This is a genomic window from Streptomyces luteireticuli (genome assembly GCF_041519305.1).
GTDB classification, from domain to species: Bacteria; Actinomycetota; Actinomycetes; order Streptomycetales; family Streptomycetaceae; genus Streptomyces; species Streptomyces luteireticuli.
The window spans coordinates 6,584,859-6,601,778 of record NZ_CP167927.1 but is presented as its reverse complement, the minus strand read 5'-3'; the positions used below and the strand labels follow the sequence as shown (position 1 = coordinate 6,601,778).

Here is a 16,920-nt window from a genome sequence, read left to right as displayed (position 1 = left end):
ACCGTGCAGTTCGGCCGCACCTACGAAGAGTTCACCGTCGGCGACGTCTACAAGCACTGGCCCGGCAAGACGGTGACCGAGTACGACGACCACCTGTTCTGTCTGCTCACCATGAACCATCACCCGCTGCACCTGGACAGCAACTATGCGGAGCGGACGACCGACTTCAAGCGGAACGTGGTCGTCGGCAACTACGTCTACTCGCTGCTGCTGGGCATGTCCGTGCCCGACGTCTCCGGGAAGGCGATAGCGAACCTGGAGGTCGAGTCGCTGCGGCACATCGCGCCGACCTTCCACGGCGACACGATCTACGGCGAGACGACCGTCCTGGACAAGACGCCCTCGAAGTCGAAGTCGGACCGCGGGATCGTGTACGTCGAGACCCGCGGCTACAAGCAGGACGGCACCGTGGTCTGCGTCTTCCGGCGCAAGGTGATGGTGCCGACCGCCGAGTACATCGAGGAGCGGGGCGGAGAACAGGCCGGCCGCCCGGAACCGATCAGCCAGAAGACGCAGGAGAAATGAGCATGGGCCGCCTCGCGCAGACCGACGGACTGACGGACGTCCAGCAGGAGATCCTCGCCACCGTCCGCGACTTCGTGGACAAGGAGATCATCCCGGTCGCCACGGAGCTGGAGCACCGCGACGAGTACCCGACGAAGATCGTCGAAGGGCTCAAGGAACTCGGCGTCTTCGGGCTGATGATCCCCGAGGAGTACGGCGGTCTCGGGGAGTCGCTGCTCACCTACGCACTGTGCGTGGAGGAGATAGCCCGGGGCTGGATGAGTGTCTCCGGCATCATCAACACCCATTTCATCGTCGCCTACATGATCAAGCAGCACGGGACGCAGGAGCAGAAGGAGCACTTCCTGCCCCGGATGGCGACGGGCGAGGTGCGGGGCGCGTTCTCGATGTCCGAGCCGGGGCTGGGCTCGGATGTGTCGGCCATCACGTCGAAGGCCGTGCGGGACGGGGACGACTACGTCCTGACCGGGCAGAAGATGTGGCTGACCAACGGGGGTTCCTCGACGCTGGTGGCGGTGCTGTGCCGCACGGACGAGGGGCATCCGGAGGGGACGGCGCCACATAAGTCGATGACGACCTTCCTGGTGGAGAAGGAGCCGGGGTTCGGGCAGGTCATGCCGGGGCTGACCATCCCTGGGAAGATCGACAAGATGGGCTACAAGGGCGTCGACACCACCGAGTTGATCATGGACGGGCTGCGCGTCCCGGCCGGCCGGGTCCTCGGCGGCGCCACGGGCCGGGGCTTCTACCAGATGATGGACGGCGTCGAGGTGGGCCGGGTCAATGTCGCGGCGCGTGGCTGCGGCGTCGCCCAGCGTGCGTTCGAACTCGGCGTCTCCTACGCGCAGCAGCGCCACACCTTCGGCAAACCCATCGCCCAGCATCAGGCGATTCAGTTCAAGCTTGCCGAAATGGGTACAAAAGTCGAAACCGCCCATGCCATGATGGTGAGTGCGGCGCGCAAGAAGGACTCGGGGCGTCGCAACGACCTGGAAGCCGGAATGGCCAAGTACCTCGCCTCCGAGTACTGCAAGGAGGTGGTCGAGGACGCCTTCCGCATCCACGGCGGCTACGGCTTCTCCAAGGAGTACGAGATCGAGCGGCTGTACCGCGAGGCACCGATGCTCCTGATCGGTGAGGGGACGGCCGAGATCCAGAAAATGATCATCGGTCGCCGACTCCTCGAGGAGTACCGAATCCAGGGGTAATTGTCCGAATTAGTGTGGTTTAGCGGAGGTTTTGCCGAGAAGTAGATCACATCCTGTCATCGATGTCCGGCCATCGACTGACGCTGGCGCTTGGCCAGTTGTCGCTCGCAACCGATAGCATCGCCGGAAAGCCGCCGTCCCCCATATCGTTACGCGGCACCCTCCGCTACGAAGGTCACCCATGCCCCACAGCTCTTCCTCTGCACCACGCGGCCGCGTCGTCCGCCTTGCGCGCGGAGCATCGCCGTGGCTCCTCCCGACCGTCGCCACGGCGGCGGTCAGCCTCACCCGTGCCCGCCGCTCCGGGCGCTGGGCCGCACTGGCCGTGCCGTCGACCGCTCTGGCGGCCGGCATGCTGTGGTTCTTCCGCGACCCGGAGCGGGAGATCGCCCAGGGCCGGGTCATCTCGCCCGCCGACGGCGTGGTGCAGAGCATCATGCCGTGGAAGGACGGGCGCACCCGCGTCGCGATCTTCATGAGCCCGCTCAACGTCCATGTGAACCGCGCCCCGCTGGCCGGCACCGTGACGTCGGTCGAGCACATCCCGGGCGGGTTCGTGCCGGCTTTCAACAAGGAGAGCGAGAACAACGAGCGGGTTGTCTGGCACTTCGACACCGAGCTCGGTGACATCGAGATGGTGCAGATCGCCGGTGCGGTGGCCCGGCGCATCGTTCCCTACGTTCCGCAGGGCACCAAGGTGGAGCAGGGCGAACGCATCGGCCTGATCCGCTTCGGCTCGCGCGTCGACGTCTACCTCCCCGAGGGCGTCGAGGCGGCCGTCGAGGTCGGCCAGGCCACCACGGCAGGAGTGACGCGCCTTGACCGTGATTGATCCCGACACACAGGTCGACTGGGTCCCCGAGGCCGAGCCCGAGGACGACGTCGACGACATGCCGCTGTCCACGCGGCTGTCGATAGCGGACACCCTCACCCTGGGCAACGCCATCTGCGGCTTCATGGCGGTGTACTTCACCACCACTGGCATCCTCATGCCCCACCTCACCAACAACGAGGACGGCGGCATGGCGCGCAACAGCGCGGCCACGGCGGTGATGCTGATGCTGCTCGCCTCGGTCTTCGACCTGTTCGACGGCCTGGTGGCGCGCAAGCTGCGCAGCTCGGCGATGGGTGCCGAGCTGGACAACCTGTCCGACCTGATCAGCTTCGGCCTCGCCCCCGCGTACTTCGTGGTGGTGTGGGGCGTCGTCGCCCAGGGCGCGCACCAGAAGGTCTCGGCGGTCGCCGCCGTGGTGGTGCTGCTCGCGGTGATCCTGCGGCTGGCGCGCTTCTCGTGCGTGCCGATGCGGGACGGGATCTTCCAGGGGATGCCGAGCCCCTTCGGTGCCCTGACGGTGGTCTCCGTGGTGCTGCTGGAGCTGCCGTTCATCCCGACGCTGCTGGCGATCCTGGGTGTGGCGTGGCTGATGGTGAGCCGCGTCGAGTACCCCAAGCCGCGGGGTCGCCTCGCGGTGGCGATGCTCAGCTGGATCGTGCTCAGCATGGGCCTGCTGGCGGCGTGGGCGTTCGACGCACCGGGCGGTGAGCTGCTGCTCCAGACCGGCTGTGCGCTGCAGCTGGTGCTGGGTGCGGTGATTCCGCTCTTCGCGACGGCCCGTCGCGTGAACACCTTCCGCGACAACCGGCGGGAGGCGCGGGCGGCGCAGCTGCCGTAGCGCGTGCTTTCTTCAAGGCCCCGGGCTCTGCCCGGGGCCGTTTGCGCGCCTGCGGCGCGTGCCTTGTGCCCGCTTGCGGGCCGCCGGGCCTTTCCGCGCCTGCGGCGCGGGCCTCCCCCACCCACGCACCACCCGGCACCCTCGCCCGGGACAGGTGGGCTCGCCCGTGGATGGCCGGGCACCACCGGCGACCGCGGACCGTCGGACGCTCCCGCACCTACGGCGCGGGCCTGCCCCGCCCCCGCACCACCCGGCACCCCGGCCGCATTGGCCGGGCCGTCCTGTGGGTGGCCGGGCGCCGTCGGCGGCCGCGGGTACCGGTCCGCCCGGCCGCCCCTCCCCGGCGCCGCGGACGCCGACGGCGGTCGGCCACCCACGGATGAGCCCCACCTCTGCGGGGGGGGTGCCGGGTGGTGCGGGGGCGGGGACAGGACGCGCCGGAGGCGCGTGCACACCCCACCGGGAGCGGACGCCGACGGCGCCGGCCACCCGCAAGTGGACCCTGCCCTCGCGAGAGGCCCTGCCCCGCCGGGCAGGCCGCGCCCGCCCGGCGGGGCGGACTCGCCCGTCAGGCGAGGAGATCGCGCCCGATCCGCTCCCCCAGCCGCTCCAGCAGCGGCCCCGCCTCCGCGATGCAGCGGGTGACGTCCGGCTGCAGGTCCGTGAGCGCGTACGCGCGCGCGACGCCCAGGTCGTGGAGGTCCTCGGGGGACAGTGCGAGGCGGCCGCAGACGGCCAGCACGCGCACCCCTCGGACCGCGGCGGCCCGGGCGACCCCCGCGACCGCCTTCCCCCGCAGCGTCTGCGCGTCCAGCGACCCCTCCCCCGTGATCACCAGGTCGGTCCGTTCCAGCGCCGCGTCGAAGCCCAGCGTCTCCAGCAGCAGCTCGATTCCGGGCCGGAAGGCCGCTCCCAGGCCGACCAGGGCCCCGTAGCCCACGCCTCCGGCGGCCCCGGCGCCGGGCGCGGACGCCGGGGCCGGGCCGAGCACCCGGGCCGCGTTCGCGAGCGCCGCGTCCAGCGCGGCGACGTCCGCCGCGGAGGCGCCCTTCTGCGGGGCGTAGACGTACGCCGCCCCCGCCGGCCCGGTCAGCGGGTTGTCGACGTCGCTCGCCAGGACGACGTCCGTCGCGGCCAGCCGCGCGTCCAGGCCGGACAGGTCCGCGCGGACCAGTGCGGCCAGCCCCGCACCGCCCGGCCCGACGGGACGTCCCGCCGCGTCGAGGAGGCGCGCGCCGAGGGCGGCCAGCATGCCGGCCCCGGCGTCCGTCGACGCGCTGCCGCCGACGCCGAGGACGACCGTCCGCGCGCCCGCGTCCAGCGCGGCCCGCAGCAGCTCCCCGGTGCCGAAGCTCGTGGCGGTCAGCGGCGCGAGGCGCCCCGGCGGCAGCCGCCGCAGGCCGGAGGCCTCGGCCATCTCCACCACGACCGTGTCGTCCCGCAGGGCCCACGCCGCGGTGACGGGCGCGCCGAGCGGCCCGGTCACCCGCGCGGTGCGGCGCTCGAAGCCGGCGGCCACGGCCGCGTCCACCGTCCCGTCGCCTCCGTCGGCGACGGGCAGCGCCGAGACGCGCACCCCGGCCGCAGCCCGGCGCAGCCCCGCGCCCAGGTGTGCCGCGACCTCGACGGCCGTCAGAGAACCCTTGAACTTGTCCGCGGCGATGAGCACCCGTGCGTCCGTCATCCGCCGACCGTAGCCCGGCGCCGACGCGGCGTGCCAGGCCGCGCAATGCGCCCCAACCCGGCCATAGTGGGGCGTCATGAGCACCGAGACGACCGACGAGTACGCCCCGCCGCGGGACCCGCGGGACGAGCGCCCGGACCTGCCCCTCGTCGCCATCGGCGCCGCCGCCGTCCTGGCGGTGGTCGCCTGGGCGGCGGTCGGCAAGCACTCCTTCGACCGCGTCGTCACGGACGCCCTCGGCTGGGTACTGTCCAACTTCGCCTGGCTGTTCGTCATCGGGGCCGACGTGTTCCTGGTGCTGTGCGTGGTCATCGCCGTCAGCCGCTACGGCCGGATCCGGCTCGGCGCGGACGACTCCCAGCCCGAGTTCAGCAACCTGGCCTGGATCGCCATGATGTTCAGCGCCGGCATGGGCATCGGCCTGATGTTCTACGGCGTGGGGGAACCCCTCCAGCACTTCGTGTCCCCGCCGCCGGGCAGCGGCGTCGAGCCCAGCTCCCCGGCCGCCGCCCGCACCGCCCTGGAGTACTCGTTCTTCCACTGGACGCTGCACCCCTGGGCCATCTACGGCATGGCCGGACTCGCCCTCGCCTACGCGGGATTCCGCAAGGGCCGCGGAAACCGGCTCAGTTCGGCGTTCGTCCCGCTGCTGGGCGAGGAGCGCGCCGACGGCTGGCCGGGCCGGGTCATCGACCTGCTGGCGGTCTTCGCCACGGTCTTCGGCACCGCGACGAGCCTGGGGCTGGGCGCCCTCCAGGTGTCCAAGGGGCTGAACATCACCACCGGTGTCAAGGACACCACCTCGCTGGAGCTGATCATCATCGGCTCCCTCTCGGCCGCCTTCGTGCTCTCCGCCTTCTCCGGCCTCCACAAGGGCGTCAAATGGCTCAGCACGCTCAACATCGCGCTGGCCGCCTGTCTGATGCTCTTCGTCTTCCTGCTCGGCCCGACCGTCTTCATCCTCAACACCGTGCCCGCCTCGGCCGGCGGCTACCTGCACGACCTGGTGACCCTGGCGACCCGCACCGGCGCCTTCACCGACTCCAAGTGGCTGGGCGCCTGGACCGTCTTCTACTGGGCCTGGTGGCTGTCCTGGGCCCCCTTCGTCGGCACCTTCATCGCCCGCATCTCGCACGGCCGCACCATCCGCGAGTTCCTCATCGGCGTCCTGCTCGTGCCCAGCGGGGCGACGGTCCTCTGGTTCTGCGTCATGGGCGGCAGCGCCCTGCGCCTGGACCTGACCGGCGCCGCCGACATGGCCGGCACCGTCGCCCAGGGCGCGGAGGCCTCGCTGTTCGCCCTGCTCGAGACCCTGCCGCTGTCCACCCTCGTCTCCTGGGTCGCGATGGCTCTGGTGATGACCTACTTCATCACCAGCGCCGACTCCGCGTCCCTGGTCATGGGCTCCCTCACCAGCCGCGGGGCGCTGCACCCGAGGAACTGGCTGGTCGTCACCTGGGGCGTGCTCATGGCCGCGGTGGCGGCCGTCCTGCTGGTGGCGGGCGGCCTCAAGTCCCTCCAGTCCGCGACGATCCTCGTCGCCCTCCCCTTCGTGCTGGTGATGCTCGCCCTGTGCTGGTCGCTCCTGACCGAGCTGCGCACCGACCCCGGCGCGGGCCCGGCCCGCCACCACGCGCTCCACGGCCTGCGCGACGCCCTGCGCACGATGATCGGCGAGGCGATCACGGAGCAGGGCCCGGTCCGGCACGCCAGGCTGCGCCGCGTCGCGGAGAGCGCCCGCGAGCGCGGCGACGGGGAGGGCGGGCCCGGGCCGTCCTGAACCGACGGCCTGTTGACCCTGCCCCCGGGGGCAGGGTTTAGCTTCTGCGGGAACGACAGCGGAGGCGAGCGGGATGAGAATCGGCGATGCCGCCCGGCGGGCGGGCGCGACGGTCAAGGCGGTGCGCTACTACGAGGCGCTGGGCCTGGTCACGCCCGGCCGGCTGGGAAACGGCTACCGCGACTACGACGAGCACGACGTACGGATCGTCCGGGAGATCCGGGCGCTCAGCCGGCTGGGGATCCCCGTCGAGCTCACCCGTCCCTTCCTCGACTGCATCGAGTCCGGCCGGCCGCACCCCGACGACTGCCCGGCCTCGCTGGCCGGTTACCAGGACGCGATCGACGACCTGACCCGGCGGATCGACGAACTGTCCGACCGCCGGGCCGCGTTGGTCCGGCAACTGCACGAGGCCGCCCACCGCAACAGCACCGTCCCCCGAGGAGAACCCGTGCACGACGACTTCACCCGGCTCCCCGCCCGGCTGCCCGTCCCCCAGGACGACGGCGCCTGCGACCACCTGCCCGGCCTCGCCCTGCCCCGCGTCGGACTCACGGACACCGGCGGCCGGACGGTACGGCTCGACGCGCCGGGGCCCGGGCGCACCGTGGTCTATGTGTACCCGCTGACCGGGCGGCCCGACCGGGACCTGCCGGAGGGCTGGGACTCCATACCCGGCGCCCGCGGCTGCACCCCCGAGTCCTGCGGCTTCCGCGACCACCACGAGGAGCTCGTCGAGGCCGGCGCCGGGCGGGTGTTCGGGCTCTCCTGCCAGGACACCGCGTACCAGCGCGAGGTGGTCGAGCGGCTGCGCCTGCCGTTCGCGATCCTCTCCGACCCGGATCTGCGGCTGGCGGACGAGCTGAAGCTGCCGACCTTCGAGGCGGGCGGGCAGCGGCTGTTCAGGCGGCTGACGCTCGTCCTGCGGGACGGGGTCGTCGAGCACGTCTTCTATCCCGTCTTCCCCCCCGACCGGCACGCGGAGCAGGTCCTCGGCTGGCTGCGCGCGCATCCGGCCTGACCCGGGGAGGGGCCGGGCCGGATGCGGTGCCGGGGGTGTCGTCCGCCGCCTCGGTCCGTCCGCCGGTCAACCCGCCAGACAGACGCCGAAGACCTTCATCTGGACGGCCGTCGGGCTCGTGCTGTTGACCGAGACGAGGTAGGAGTTGTCGCGCGCGCTGGGGTACGCGTCGAGCTTCTCGATCCCGCCCTGGTCCCGGTTGCCCGGCTGGGTGTACCCGCCGCCGATGATCCGGGTGCCCGTGGGGCAGGGGGGACTGCTGAGCAGCTGCGACTTGGCCAGGGCGGGGACGGTGTAGTCCCGCTCGACGGTGTGGAGGTCCAGGGGGCGGGGTTCGCCGGGCGGTCCGGGAGGACCGGGCGGGCCCTGCGGTCCGGCGGGACCCGTTTCGCCGCGGGGGCCCGGGGCGCCGTTGTCGCCCCTGGAACCGGCGGCTCCCGGAGGTCCGACGGGCCCCGGAGGGCCGGCGGGACCGGTCGCTCCGGCCGGACCGGACGGACCCGTGGGACCGGCGGGACCGCTGGGGCCCGTGGGTCCGATCGCACCGCTGGGGCCCACCGGGCCCACCGGCCCGGCCGGTCCTACCGCGCCGCTGGGCCCCGTGTCGCCCTGGTCTCCCTTCGGCCCTGCCGGTCCCATCGGCCCGGCAGGCCCGCCGGGGTCGCCCGGGTCTCCCTTGGGTCCCACGGGCCCCATGGGACCGACGGGCCCCGGAGGTCCGCCGGGATCCCCCTGGTCGCCCTTCTGGCCTGCGGGCCCCATCGGACCCACGGGGCCGGCGGGGCCCGCAGGTCCCACCGGGCCCGGCATCCCGCCCGGGCCCATCGGCCCGACGGGCCCTTGGGATCCCTTCGGTCCGGCGGGACCCGTCGGACCGGCGGGACCAGCAGGCCCGGCGGGACCAGCAGGCCCGGCGGGACCAGCAGGCCCGGCGGATCCCGTGGGCCCGGCCGGACCCACGCGGCCGGGGTCGCCCCGGTCGCCCTTCTCACCCCGGGACCCCGCGGGGCCGACGACCGGATCCCCCTTCGGGCCGGGCGGTCCGGCAGGACCGACGGGACCAACAGGACCGAGGTCGCCTCTGTCCCCCTTCTCGCCCTTCGGCCCCGCGGAGCCGGACGGCCCTGCGGCACCCACGGAACCGACAGGGCCGGCGGGACCAGCAGGCCCGGCAGGCCCGGCGGGACCGGCGGGACCGGCGGGACCGGCGGGACCGGCGGGACCGGCGGGACCCGGCTCACCCCTCTCGCCCTTCGGACCCACGGGCCCGACGGCCGGATCTCCCTTCGGACCCGGCGGGCCGGTGGGCCCGGTGGGCCCGGTCTCGCCCTTCGGCCCCATCGGCCCGACGACCGGGTCCCCCTTCGGACCAGGCGGTCCGGCAGGTCCCGTCGGTCCCACCGGCCCGGCAGGTCCGACGATCCCCGGCTCGCCCCTGTCGCCCTTCGGACCGCCGGGTCCGGGGCGCCCCGGCGGGCCGGGCGGACCGGCGGAGCCCTTCTTCCCCTGGGCGCCCGTGGGCCCGGCAACGGGATCACCCTTCGGACCCGGCGGTCCGGCGGGTCCCGGCGGGCCGGCCGGGCCAACCGGACCGGGCTCGCCCTTGGGCCCCGCCGGTCCGACGGCCGGATCGCCCTTCGGACCGGCAGGCCCAGGCGGGCCTCCGGGGCCGGGAGGTCCGCCAGGGCCGGGCGGTCCGCCAGGGCCGGGCGGTCCGCCAGGGCCGGGCGGTCCGCCAGGGCCGGGCGGTCCGCCAGGGCCGGGAGGCCCAGGAGGCCCGGGCGGTCCCGCCGGGCCCACCGCCGGAGGGGCGCCCTTTGGCTTGTCCTGCTTCGGCTTGTCGTGGTGGCCCCCGTCGCCGTGATGTCCGTCGTCCCCGTGCGGGTCCCTGCAGAACGGCACCGCGCCCGACATCCGGACGTACCGCGCGCTCAGCCAGCCCCGCCGGTCCGCGAGCCGGTACCAGAGGCTGTCCCCGCGCACCCGCTCGCCGTTGGCCTTGCAGTCGACGAGGACGCGGGCCCCCGGCTCGTACACGCCGATGACCGCCGCCCCGGTGCTGGGCGCGGCGCGGACGTTCTGGCCGACGCCCGCGACCACCTTCCCCACGGCCGGGCCGCCCCCGGCCGCCAGCACGTCCGCGATCGCGCCCAGCGCCGTCCCCGACGAGGCGCAGAACAAGGACAGCAGTCCCACGGCAAGGGCCCGCCGCCTCGTCGTGACGGCGTCCACCCTCTTCATAAAAATCGACATATCACTCCTTTCACCCTTCACGGGCTCGGAGTGGCACAGGAACACGGAGAAGGCGGGACATCCGCGAGACGGACCTGGCGGTACGGCCGGATGCAGCCGGGACGCCACTCCCCCGGGGGACCCACCGGGCATACAAGCGCACGAAGGAGTACGCCGCGGAGCGTTCAAAGAAAGTCGACAAATTGCCACAGAGGGCTTCGGTCCCGCCACCGCCGTCGGCGGACCCCCGCGCGGGCGCCCCTCGCCGGGTGGTGACGGGGGCGCCGTGCACCGGCCCGTATCGGCCCCTGGACCTAGGTCGCGTACGGGGAGAACCCGCACGTTAGCATCGGCAACGCGCCGTCCGGTCCCCGGAGGGCGCAAGTGCCGCCCCGGCGCACTTCGTTGTGCGTCGTTGCCCGCGCCCGGGGCGGCACCTGGCCCGGCACCGGCCGGGCGACACCACGCGCACGCACGAGGGAGCGGTCATGGGACGCAGCCGGACGGACGAGGTCGAGGATCTGATGGCGCGCTTCCCCGGGGTTCCGCGGGAAGCCGTCATCAAGGAGGACCTGCTGCGCGGCGGCATCGCCTTCGACGCCGAGGCCCTCACCGGCGACGAGAACGGCAGCGTCAAACCGAAGTCCTACTTCATCTTCTCCTTCGACCACGGCACCCTCCCCGAGCTCGGCGCCGCCGCCCTGAACCGCCCGCCGGAGGAGATCGTCCTCACCGGCGGCCCGTACGGCCTGCGGCGCACCGTCGTCTCGGTGCGGGTCAACCCGAACTCGCCCTACCGCGTGGGCGTCACGCCCGACGGCACGCTGGGCCTGATGCTCGACGGGCGGCACATCGCGGACGTGGGCCTGCCGCCGATGCCGGACTACTACCGGCACGCGCTCGCGAACGGGAAGTCGGTGATGGAGGTCGCGCCGACCATCCAGTGGGGCTACCTCATCTACCTGACGGTCTTCCGGGTCTGCCAGTACTTCGGCGCGAAGGAGGAGTGCCAGTACTGCGACATCAACCACAACTGGCGCCAGCACAAGGCGGCCGGCCGCCCCTACACCGGGGTGAAGTCGGTCGAGGAGGTGCTGGAGGCGCTGGAGATCATCGACAAGCACGACACCACGGGCGCCTCCCGCGCCTACACGCTCACCGGCGGCTCGATCACGTCCCAGGTGAAGGGCCTCGGCGAGGCGGACTTCTACGGGCGTTACGCGCAGGCGATCGAGGAGCGCTTCCCGGGCCGCTGGATCGGCAAGGTCGTCGCGCAGGCCCTGCCCAAGGAGGACGTCCAGCGCTTCCACGACTACGGGATCCGCATCTACCACCCCAACTACGAGGTGTGGGACCGCCGTCTGTTCGAGCTCTACTGCCCCGGCAAGGAGCGTTACGTCGGCCGCGACGAGTGGCACCGCCGGATCCTGGACTCGGCGGAGATCTTCGGGCCGCGCAATGTGATCCCCAACTTCGTCGCGGGCGTGGAGATGGCGGCGCCGGCGGGCTTCACCACGGTCGACGAGGCCATCTCCTCCACGGAGGAGGGCCTGCGGTACTTCATGTCGCGCGGCATCACCCCGCGGTTCACCACCTGGTGCCCGGAGCCGACGACTCCGCTGGGGAAGCAGAACCCGGCGGGCGCGCCCCTGGAGTACCACATCCGGCTGCTGGAGACCTACCGCGGCACGATGGAGGAGTTCGGGCTGTCGTCCCCGCCCGGTTACGGCCCGGCCGGGGCGGGACGCGCGGTGTTCTCGGTGAGTTCGTTCATGGACAGCCTGCCCGAGGGCATGCAGGGCGCGGAGGACTGACCACCTCCGCCCGTCAGGGGCCCGTCACGATCAGCTGGTACAGGCCCAGCGTGCTGACCCCCGCGATCAGCACCGTGACGGCCCATCCGGCGGCCTGCATTCCGGTTCCGAGGACGCGGCCGCCCATCAACTTCCGGTGCGAGGCGGCCCGCAGCAGCGCGAAGAGTCCTATGGGCGTGCCGATGGCGCCCGCGACGCCCGCCCAGTAGAGGAGTTGGATCGGCGGCACCTCGGCGTAGGTGGCGATCAGCCCGGCCAGCACGGACACGCCCATGGCGGCGAAGAACTTGGGGGCCTCCCGGGGGCGGAGGGTCAGCCCCCGCCGCCAGTTGAGGTGCGTGCCGGTGACGTACGCGGTGGTCGCGACGATGACCGGCAGCGCCACCAGGGCGGAGGCCAGCAGCCCCAGCGCGAAGAGGTCGCCCGCCCACGGCCCGGCCACCGGGCGCAGTGACCGGGCCGCGTCCTGGGCGGTGTTGACGTCCAGGCCGTGCACCCCCAGCGTGGCTCCGGCGGCGACGAGAAGGAACCAGAAGACCACGGTGGCGAAGAGGCTGCCGGCGAGCGCGTCGAACTGCCGCAGGCGGTGCAGGTGCCAGGGGACCTTCTCCTCCGCCTGGGAGATGGTCTGCCAGACGTAGACGTAACTGGTGGCGGTGGTGCCGATCAGGGACAGCAGGTTGAACAGGAAGGTGTTGCCGGTGTGCAGGTGCGGGACGAGGCTGCCGCGGAGGACGTCGGCCCAGTCGGGGCGGGCGAGCACCGCGGCCGCGGCGTAGGCGAACAGCACCAGCAGCAGGTATTTCATGGCCCGTTGGAGGACCTGGTACCCGAGCAGCATCACCGCCGCGAGCAGCGCCAGGCACAGCGGTGCGGCGAACCAGCGCCAGTCCTGCCCGGTGAGCAGCCCCAGGGCGGCGGCGCCGGCCTCCAGGTCGGCGGCGATGGTGACGATGTTGACCACCAGGATGGAGCCCAGCAGCAGCCGGGCGAAGGCCGGCCGGTGCATCGCGGTGACGGCGCCCTGCAGGTCCGCCCGGGTCGCCATGCCGACCCGGGTGGCGATCGACTGGATCACGGCGAGCATCGGGAACAGCAGCAGGACGCACCAGCCCATGTCGTAGACGGTGCCGGCGGCGATGACCACGATGGTGGCGACGGTGGTGGGGTCGGTGTCCGAGGCGCCGGCGATGAGCCCGGGGCCGACAGCGCGCAGATAGCTCCGCCAGGTGATGGGCTGCCCGTGCCGGGCGGCCCGGCGGGTGCCGGAGCCGTCGGCACCGACGGTGATCCTCGAACCAGGTGTGGACGACATCCCTGCCTTCTCCCTTTTCGTCCCTTGTCGTGGGTCGTGGATCAGTCGTGGATCGATCCGTGAATGGATCCGTGGGTCAGTCCGTGGCCTTGTGCCCCCGCGCCCACTGGAGGCCCCATCCGTAGAGCCGGTCGAGATCGGCCTGGTAGCCGTAGACGTAACGGGCCTCGCGGCGCAGGACCAGGCGGTCCTGCCGGCGCTCGATGAGGGCCACCGCACAGGAGCGGGCGTGCCGGTCCCGCTCGTGGAGTTCGATCACATAGCGCTGCCCGGTGGGCGGGTAGAAGCCGACCGTCGCGTGCACCCGGCTGAAGGCGGGGGCTCCGCTGTAGATGTAGGCGAACACCAGCAGGCGCCGGAATTCCGCGGCGCGGTCCAGGTTGATGTAGAGCGTCTCGCCGGAGGCCGCTCCGAAGCGGTTGTCGTCGCCCAGCTTCACATAGGGCGGGGCGTGGAGGCTTCCGGCGAGTCCGCCAAGCGGCTGCACCACGCCCTTTGTCCCGTCGGCCAGTTCGTACAGGCAGGCCAGGTCCAGATCGACGGTCACCATGACCGGGCCCTGGGGCTGTTCCCAGAGCTCCGGGGAGCGCGGCCGCAGCGGGAACAGCAACGGCGGTCCGGCGGGCCGCAGTTCGCAGGAGGGCATCTGCCAGGTGAGGTGGACCCGGAGGGTGCCGGCCCCCGCTCCCCGGCCGGTGAGCGGCACTTCGGGATGGCTCTTGGAGAGCCGGTGGTGCACGGGGTCGTCGAAACCGCTCCCCCGCGGCCGGCTGCGGACGAAGTAGTGCCACAGACTTCCGCCCGCCTCCGGCGGCGGGGCGGGCGCCGGTATTCCGGCGAGGCGCGGCTTTCCCCCGCGTCGGTGTTCCCACATCGTTGTCCGGCTCCCTTCCCGGCGGTCTCCTCCAAAGCGGCACGTCAACAAATCGGCATGTCAACAGAGGGAAAAACAGGGGAAGTCGGGACACCGGAAAAGAAATCGATCACCGCCCGGCCGATGCGGGCGCACCACACCATGGAGACGGCAGCGGGCCAGAGTCGGACACGTGAAAGTATAAGAATACGCATCTACGCATGCAAGGGCACGTTCGCACGGAAAGCGGAATTTACCCCTCGCCAACCTTTTCGCGGATATTTTCGACATACTCGAACGCGCTGCATATCCACCCCGATGCCACGGAGGGGCCGACAACCGCCGCCAAGGGTTGCTAGATTGCGCATACGGGCAAGTGTCGCGGCAGAACGAGAACTCACGACGCACCGACTACCGCCGAGGAGGCCGCAGTTGCCGCAGGGCAGGACACCCCCGACCGGCAGCACCAACCTGCGCCTCGGGGCGGCCGTCGCCGAGATCGAAGGGCTGTACGCCGCCCTGCGCGCGACCGGCGGCGGACTCCACCGCGACCGGCTGCTGGCCGAACTGGCCCGGGCCGGCCGCCGCTTGAGCGCCCTGGCGCTCGTCCCCCGGCAGGACGGCCGGAGCCTGCCGCCCCGTTCCCGCTGGGAGCGCCGGCGTGCGCTGGCGGCGCGGGGCGCGGCCCGGATCCTCGCGCTCACGGCGGACGACGGGGGCGCCCCGGTGAAGTCCCGCGATCCCCAATGACCTTGACGCTCCCCCGCCCGACGGCCTCGGCCCTCTTCAGAACAGCCCTTCCTGCTCCCCCGCCCCGGCCACCCCGCGCTCGAAGGCCAGCAGCCTCCGCTTGCGGTCGAGCCCGCCCCCGTAGCCGGTGAGGCTGCCGTCGGCCCCGACCACACGATGGCAGGGGACGATGATGCCGACGGGGTTCCTGCCGTTGGCGAGTCCGACGGCCCGGGAGGCGCCCGGCGCCCCGATACGTTCGGCGAGTTCCCCGTAGGAGACGGTGACGCCGTAGGGGATCTCCTGGAGACCGGCCCAGACGCGGCGCTGGAAGGGCGTGCCATGCAGGCCGAGCGGCAGGTCGAAGTGCGTCAACTCGCCGTCGAAGTAGGACTTCAGCTGCCGTGCCGTCTCGGCGAAGGGGGCGTCGCCGGGATCCCCGGGCGCCCCGAAGTCCTCCTCGGGCGGCCGGTGCCGCTGGTCGGTCATGTACAGGTGGGAGAGCAGCCCGTCGGTGGCGACCAGCGTGAGCGGGCCGTAGGGGCTCTCCAGGACGGTGTGAACGACGGACATCACGTTTCTCCGGTCAACTCCGGTGCGGGGAGGGGTCGGTGGGCATCCGGGCGGCCGGGTGGTCGTCCGCGGCCCACAGGTACTGGACAGCGTAGGCGCGCCAGGGCCGCCAGGCCGCGGCGTGCCGGGTCAGGGCGCCCGGGGTGGCGGGCAGCCCGGCGGCGGCGGCCGCGCGACGCACCCCGAGGTCGGTGGGGATGAAGGCGTCCGGGTCGCCGAGGCCGCGCATGGCGATGATCCCGGCCGTCCAGGGGCCGATGCCGGGCAGGCCGTCGAGGACGGCGCGGGCGCGCGTCCAGTCGCATCCGGCGCCGAGGTCGAGCTCCCCGGAGGCCAGGGCCTCGGCCAGGCGCAGCAGGGTGCCGCGGCGGGCGGCCGGCATGGCGAGGCCGGCGGGGTCGAGGGCGGCCAGGTCCCCGGCGGTGGGGAAGAGGTGGGTGAGTCCGCCCGGGGCGGCGACGGGGGTGCCGTGGGCGGTCACCAGGCGGGCGGCGAGGGTGCGGGCGGCGGCCGTCGAGACCTGCTGGCCGAGGACGGCCCGCAGGGCGAACTCCCCGGCGTCCACGGTGCGCGGGACCCGTCGGCCCGGGGCCCGGTCCACCAGCGGCGCCAGATGCGTGTCGGTGCGCAGCAGCGTGTCCACGGCCTCGGGGTCGGCGTCCAGGTCGAGCAGCCGCCGGCACCGGCTGATGGCCCCGGCGAGGTCGCGCTGGTCGGTGAGGGAGAGGCGGCAGTCGATGTGGCCGGGGCGGGGGGCGAGGGAGACGGTGCCGTGCCCGTAGGGCAGGCGCAGGGTGCGGTGGTACGCGCCGTCGCGCCACTCCTCGACGCCGGGTACGGCGGTGGCGGCGAGGTGGCCGAAGAGGTTGTCGGGCCGGAAGGGTTCGCGGAAGGGCAGGCGCAGGGCCAGGGAGCCGGGGACGGCCGGCGGGCGGCCGTTGCCGGCGCGGATGCGCAGCTCGGTCGGGGCGAGGCCGAAGACCTCGCGGACGGTCTCGTTGAAGGCGCGGACCGAGGCGAAGCCGGCGGCGAAGGCGACGTCCGCCATGGTCAGGTCGCTGGTCTCGATCAGGGTCCGGGCGGTCTGCGCGCGCTGGGCGCGGGCCAGGGCCAGGGGTCCGGCCCCGAGCTCGGCGAGGAGCTGGCGCTCGACCTGCCGGGTGCTGTAGCCGAGCCGGGCGGCGAGGCCGGGGACGCCCTCGCGGTCCACGGTGCCGTCGGCGATCAGGCGCATGGCGCGGGCGACGAGGTCGGCGCGCTCGTTCCACCGGGGCGAACCCGGGCTCGCGTCGGGGCGGCAGCGCTTGCAGGCCCGGTAGCCGGCCTGCTGGGCGGCGGCCGCGCTCGGGTAGAAGGTCATGTTCCGGTCCTTGGGCGGAACGGCCGGGCAACTGGGGCGGCAGTAGATGCGCGTGGTGCGGACGGCGGTGAAGAACCAGCCGTCGAAGCGGGAGTCCTTGGACCGCACGGCCCGTACGCAGCGGTCGACGTCGGTGTGCATGTCTTCAAGGAT

General features: G+C 73.0%; 14 protein-coding genes and 1 pseudogene. 8 read left to right on the top strand and 7 right to left on the bottom strand.

Going from position 1 to position 16,920, the window contains the following annotated elements:
* Window positions 1–3: 3 nt before the first annotated feature.
* From AB8735_RS29735 to pssA, 4 genes are all read left to right on the top strand, one after another.
* The gene (locus AB8735_RS29735) at window positions 4–525 is read left to right on the top strand and encodes a MaoC family dehydratase (RefSeq protein WP_372410576.1); all 522 of its coding nucleotides are present in this window, start codon (window positions 4–6) and stop codon (window positions 523–525) included.
* Window positions 526–527: 2 nt separating this feature from the next.
* On the top strand, window positions 528–1,733 hold the full coding sequence (locus AB8735_RS29730) for an acyl-CoA dehydrogenase family protein (protein ID WP_372410573.1): 1,206 nt from the start codon (window positions 528–530) through the stop codon (window positions 1,731–1,733).
* 181 nt (window positions 1,734–1,914) lie between these two features.
* The gene (locus AB8735_RS29725) at window positions 1,915–2,565 is read left to right on the top strand and encodes a phosphatidylserine decarboxylase (protein ID WP_344019930.1); all 651 of its coding nucleotides are present in this window, start codon (window positions 1,915–1,917) and stop codon (window positions 2,563–2,565) included.
* The gene (pssA, locus tag AB8735_RS29720) at window positions 2,552–3,406 is read left to right on the top strand and encodes a CDP-diacylglycerol--serine O-phosphatidyltransferase (protein WP_344019928.1); all 855 of its coding nucleotides are present in this window, start codon (window positions 2,552–2,554) and stop codon (window positions 3,404–3,406) included. The genes AB8735_RS29725 and pssA overlap by 14 nt, the downstream gene beginning before the upstream one ends.
* Before the next feature lie 568 nt (window positions 3,407–3,974).
* On the opposite strand, the gene AB8735_RS29715 is transcribed toward pssA, so the two are convergent.
* Window positions 3,975–5,090, bottom strand: coding sequence for a glycerate kinase (locus tag AB8735_RS29715; RefSeq protein WP_372410572.1), 1,116 nt, complete (start codon window positions 5,088–5,090; stop codon window positions 3,975–3,977).
* A 76-nt stretch (window positions 5,091–5,166) separates the two neighbouring features.
* On the opposite strand from AB8735_RS29715, the gene AB8735_RS29710 reads away from it, so the two are divergent.
* Together AB8735_RS29710 and AB8735_RS29705 are read left to right on the top strand one after the other, a co-directional pair.
* Window positions 5,167–6,870, top strand: a complete 1,704-nt coding sequence (locus AB8735_RS29710; protein ID WP_344019924.1) for a BCCT family transporter — start codon at window positions 5,167–5,169, stop codon at window positions 6,868–6,870.
* A gap of 73 nt (window positions 6,871–6,943) precedes the next feature.
* A complete protein-coding gene (locus tag AB8735_RS29705) occupies window positions 6,944–7,891 on the top strand; it encodes a MerR family transcriptional regulator (protein WP_372410570.1) in 948 nt (315 codons plus the stop codon).
* Window positions 7,892–7,957: 66 nt separating this feature from the next.
* Here the strand turns inward: AB8735_RS29705 and AB8735_RS29700 are convergent, their stop codons facing one another.
* Window positions 7,958–8,578: a hypothetical protein gene (locus tag AB8735_RS29700; RefSeq protein WP_372411967.1), complete on the bottom strand. Its 621-nt coding sequence runs from the start codon at window positions 8,576–8,578 to the stop codon at window positions 7,958–7,960.
* Window positions 8,579–9,820: 1,242 nt separating this feature from the next.
* Window positions 9,821–10,132 (bottom strand): annotated as a pseudogene (locus tag AB8735_RS29695) (SH3 domain-containing protein); the annotation flags it as partial.
* 479 nt (window positions 10,133–10,611) lie between these two features.
* Here AB8735_RS29695 and AB8735_RS29690 point away from each other — a divergent pair.
* Window positions 10,612–11,937 carry a radical SAM protein gene (locus AB8735_RS29690; protein WP_344019918.1) on the top strand — a complete coding sequence of 442 codons (1,326 nt, stop codon included), beginning with the start codon at window positions 10,612–10,614 and terminating at the stop codon, window positions 11,935–11,937.
* A 13-nt stretch (window positions 11,938–11,950) separates the two neighbouring features.
* Here the strand turns inward: AB8735_RS29690 and AB8735_RS29685 are convergent, their stop codons facing one another.
* Both AB8735_RS29685 and AB8735_RS29680 read right to left on the bottom strand, forming a co-directional pair.
* Window positions 11,951–13,252: an NRAMP family divalent metal transporter gene (locus tag AB8735_RS29685; RefSeq protein ID WP_372410569.1), complete on the bottom strand. Its 1,302-nt coding sequence runs from the start codon at window positions 13,250–13,252 to the stop codon at window positions 11,951–11,953.
* 76 nt (window positions 13,253–13,328) lie between these two features.
* Window positions 13,329–14,126 (bottom strand): Tellurium resistance, encoded by a 798-nt coding sequence (locus AB8735_RS29680; protein WP_372410567.1) that lies wholly within the window; start codon window positions 14,124–14,126, stop codon window positions 13,329–13,331.
* Window positions 14,127–14,537: 411 nt separating this feature from the next.
* Between AB8735_RS29680 and AB8735_RS29675 the strand changes: the two genes are divergently transcribed.
* Window positions 14,538–14,855 (top strand): hypothetical protein, encoded by a 318-nt coding sequence (locus tag AB8735_RS29675; RefSeq protein WP_344019912.1) that lies wholly within the window; start codon window positions 14,538–14,540, stop codon window positions 14,853–14,855.
* Window positions 14,856–14,891: 36 nt separating this feature from the next.
* Here AB8735_RS29675 and AB8735_RS29670 read toward each other — a convergent pair whose 3' ends face one another.
* The gene (locus AB8735_RS29670) at window positions 14,892–15,407 is read right to left on the bottom strand and encodes a methylated-DNA--[protein]-cysteine S-methyltransferase (protein ID WP_372410566.1); all 516 of its coding nucleotides are present in this window, start codon (window positions 15,405–15,407) and stop codon (window positions 14,892–14,894) included.
* Between the two features lie 13 nt (window positions 15,408–15,420).
* Window positions 15,421–16,908: an AlkA N-terminal domain-containing protein gene (locus AB8735_RS29665; RefSeq protein WP_372410564.1), complete on the bottom strand. Its 1,488-nt coding sequence runs from the start codon at window positions 16,906–16,908 to the stop codon at window positions 15,421–15,423.
* Window positions 16,909–16,920 lie beyond the last annotated feature (12 nt).

What these genes read in the sequence shown, in the direction of transcription:
- AB8735_RS29705 (WP_372410570.1), top strand. Translation starts at nt 6,944, where the DNA reads ATGAGAATCGGCGATGCCGCCCGGCGGGCGGGCGCGACGGTCAAGGCG.
- AB8735_RS29680 (WP_372410567.1), bottom strand. Translation starts at nt 14,126, where the DNA reads ATGTGGGAACACCGACGCGGGGGAAAGCCGCGCCTCGCCGGAATACCG.
- AB8735_RS29690 (WP_344019918.1), top strand. Translation starts at nt 10,612, where the DNA reads ATGGGACGCAGCCGGACGGACGAGGTCGAGGATCTGATGGCGCGCTTC.
- AB8735_RS29725 (WP_344019930.1), top strand. Translation starts at nt 1,915, where the DNA reads ATGCCCCACAGCTCTTCCTCTGCACCACGCGGCCGCGTCGTCCGCCTT.
- AB8735_RS29715 (WP_372410572.1), bottom strand. Translation starts at nt 5,090, where the DNA reads ATGACGGACGCACGGGTGCTCATCGCCGCGGACAAGTTCAAGGGTTCT.
- AB8735_RS29685 (WP_372410569.1), bottom strand. Translation starts at nt 13,252, where the DNA reads ATGTCGTCCACACCTGGTTCGAGGATCACCGTCGGTGCCGACGGCTCC.
- AB8735_RS29730 (WP_372410573.1), top strand. Translation starts at nt 528, where the DNA reads ATGGGCCGCCTCGCGCAGACCGACGGACTGACGGACGTCCAGCAGGAG.
- AB8735_RS29710 (WP_344019924.1), top strand. Translation starts at nt 5,167, where the DNA reads ATGAGCACCGAGACGACCGACGAGTACGCCCCGCCGCGGGACCCGCGG.
- AB8735_RS29665 (WP_372410564.1), bottom strand. Translation starts at nt 16,908, where the DNA reads ATGCACACCGACGTCGACCGCTGCGTACGGGCCGTGCGGTCCAAGGAC.
- AB8735_RS29670 (WP_372410566.1), bottom strand. Translation starts at nt 15,407, where the DNA reads ATGTCCGTCGTTCACACCGTCCTGGAGAGCCCCTACGGCCCGCTCACG.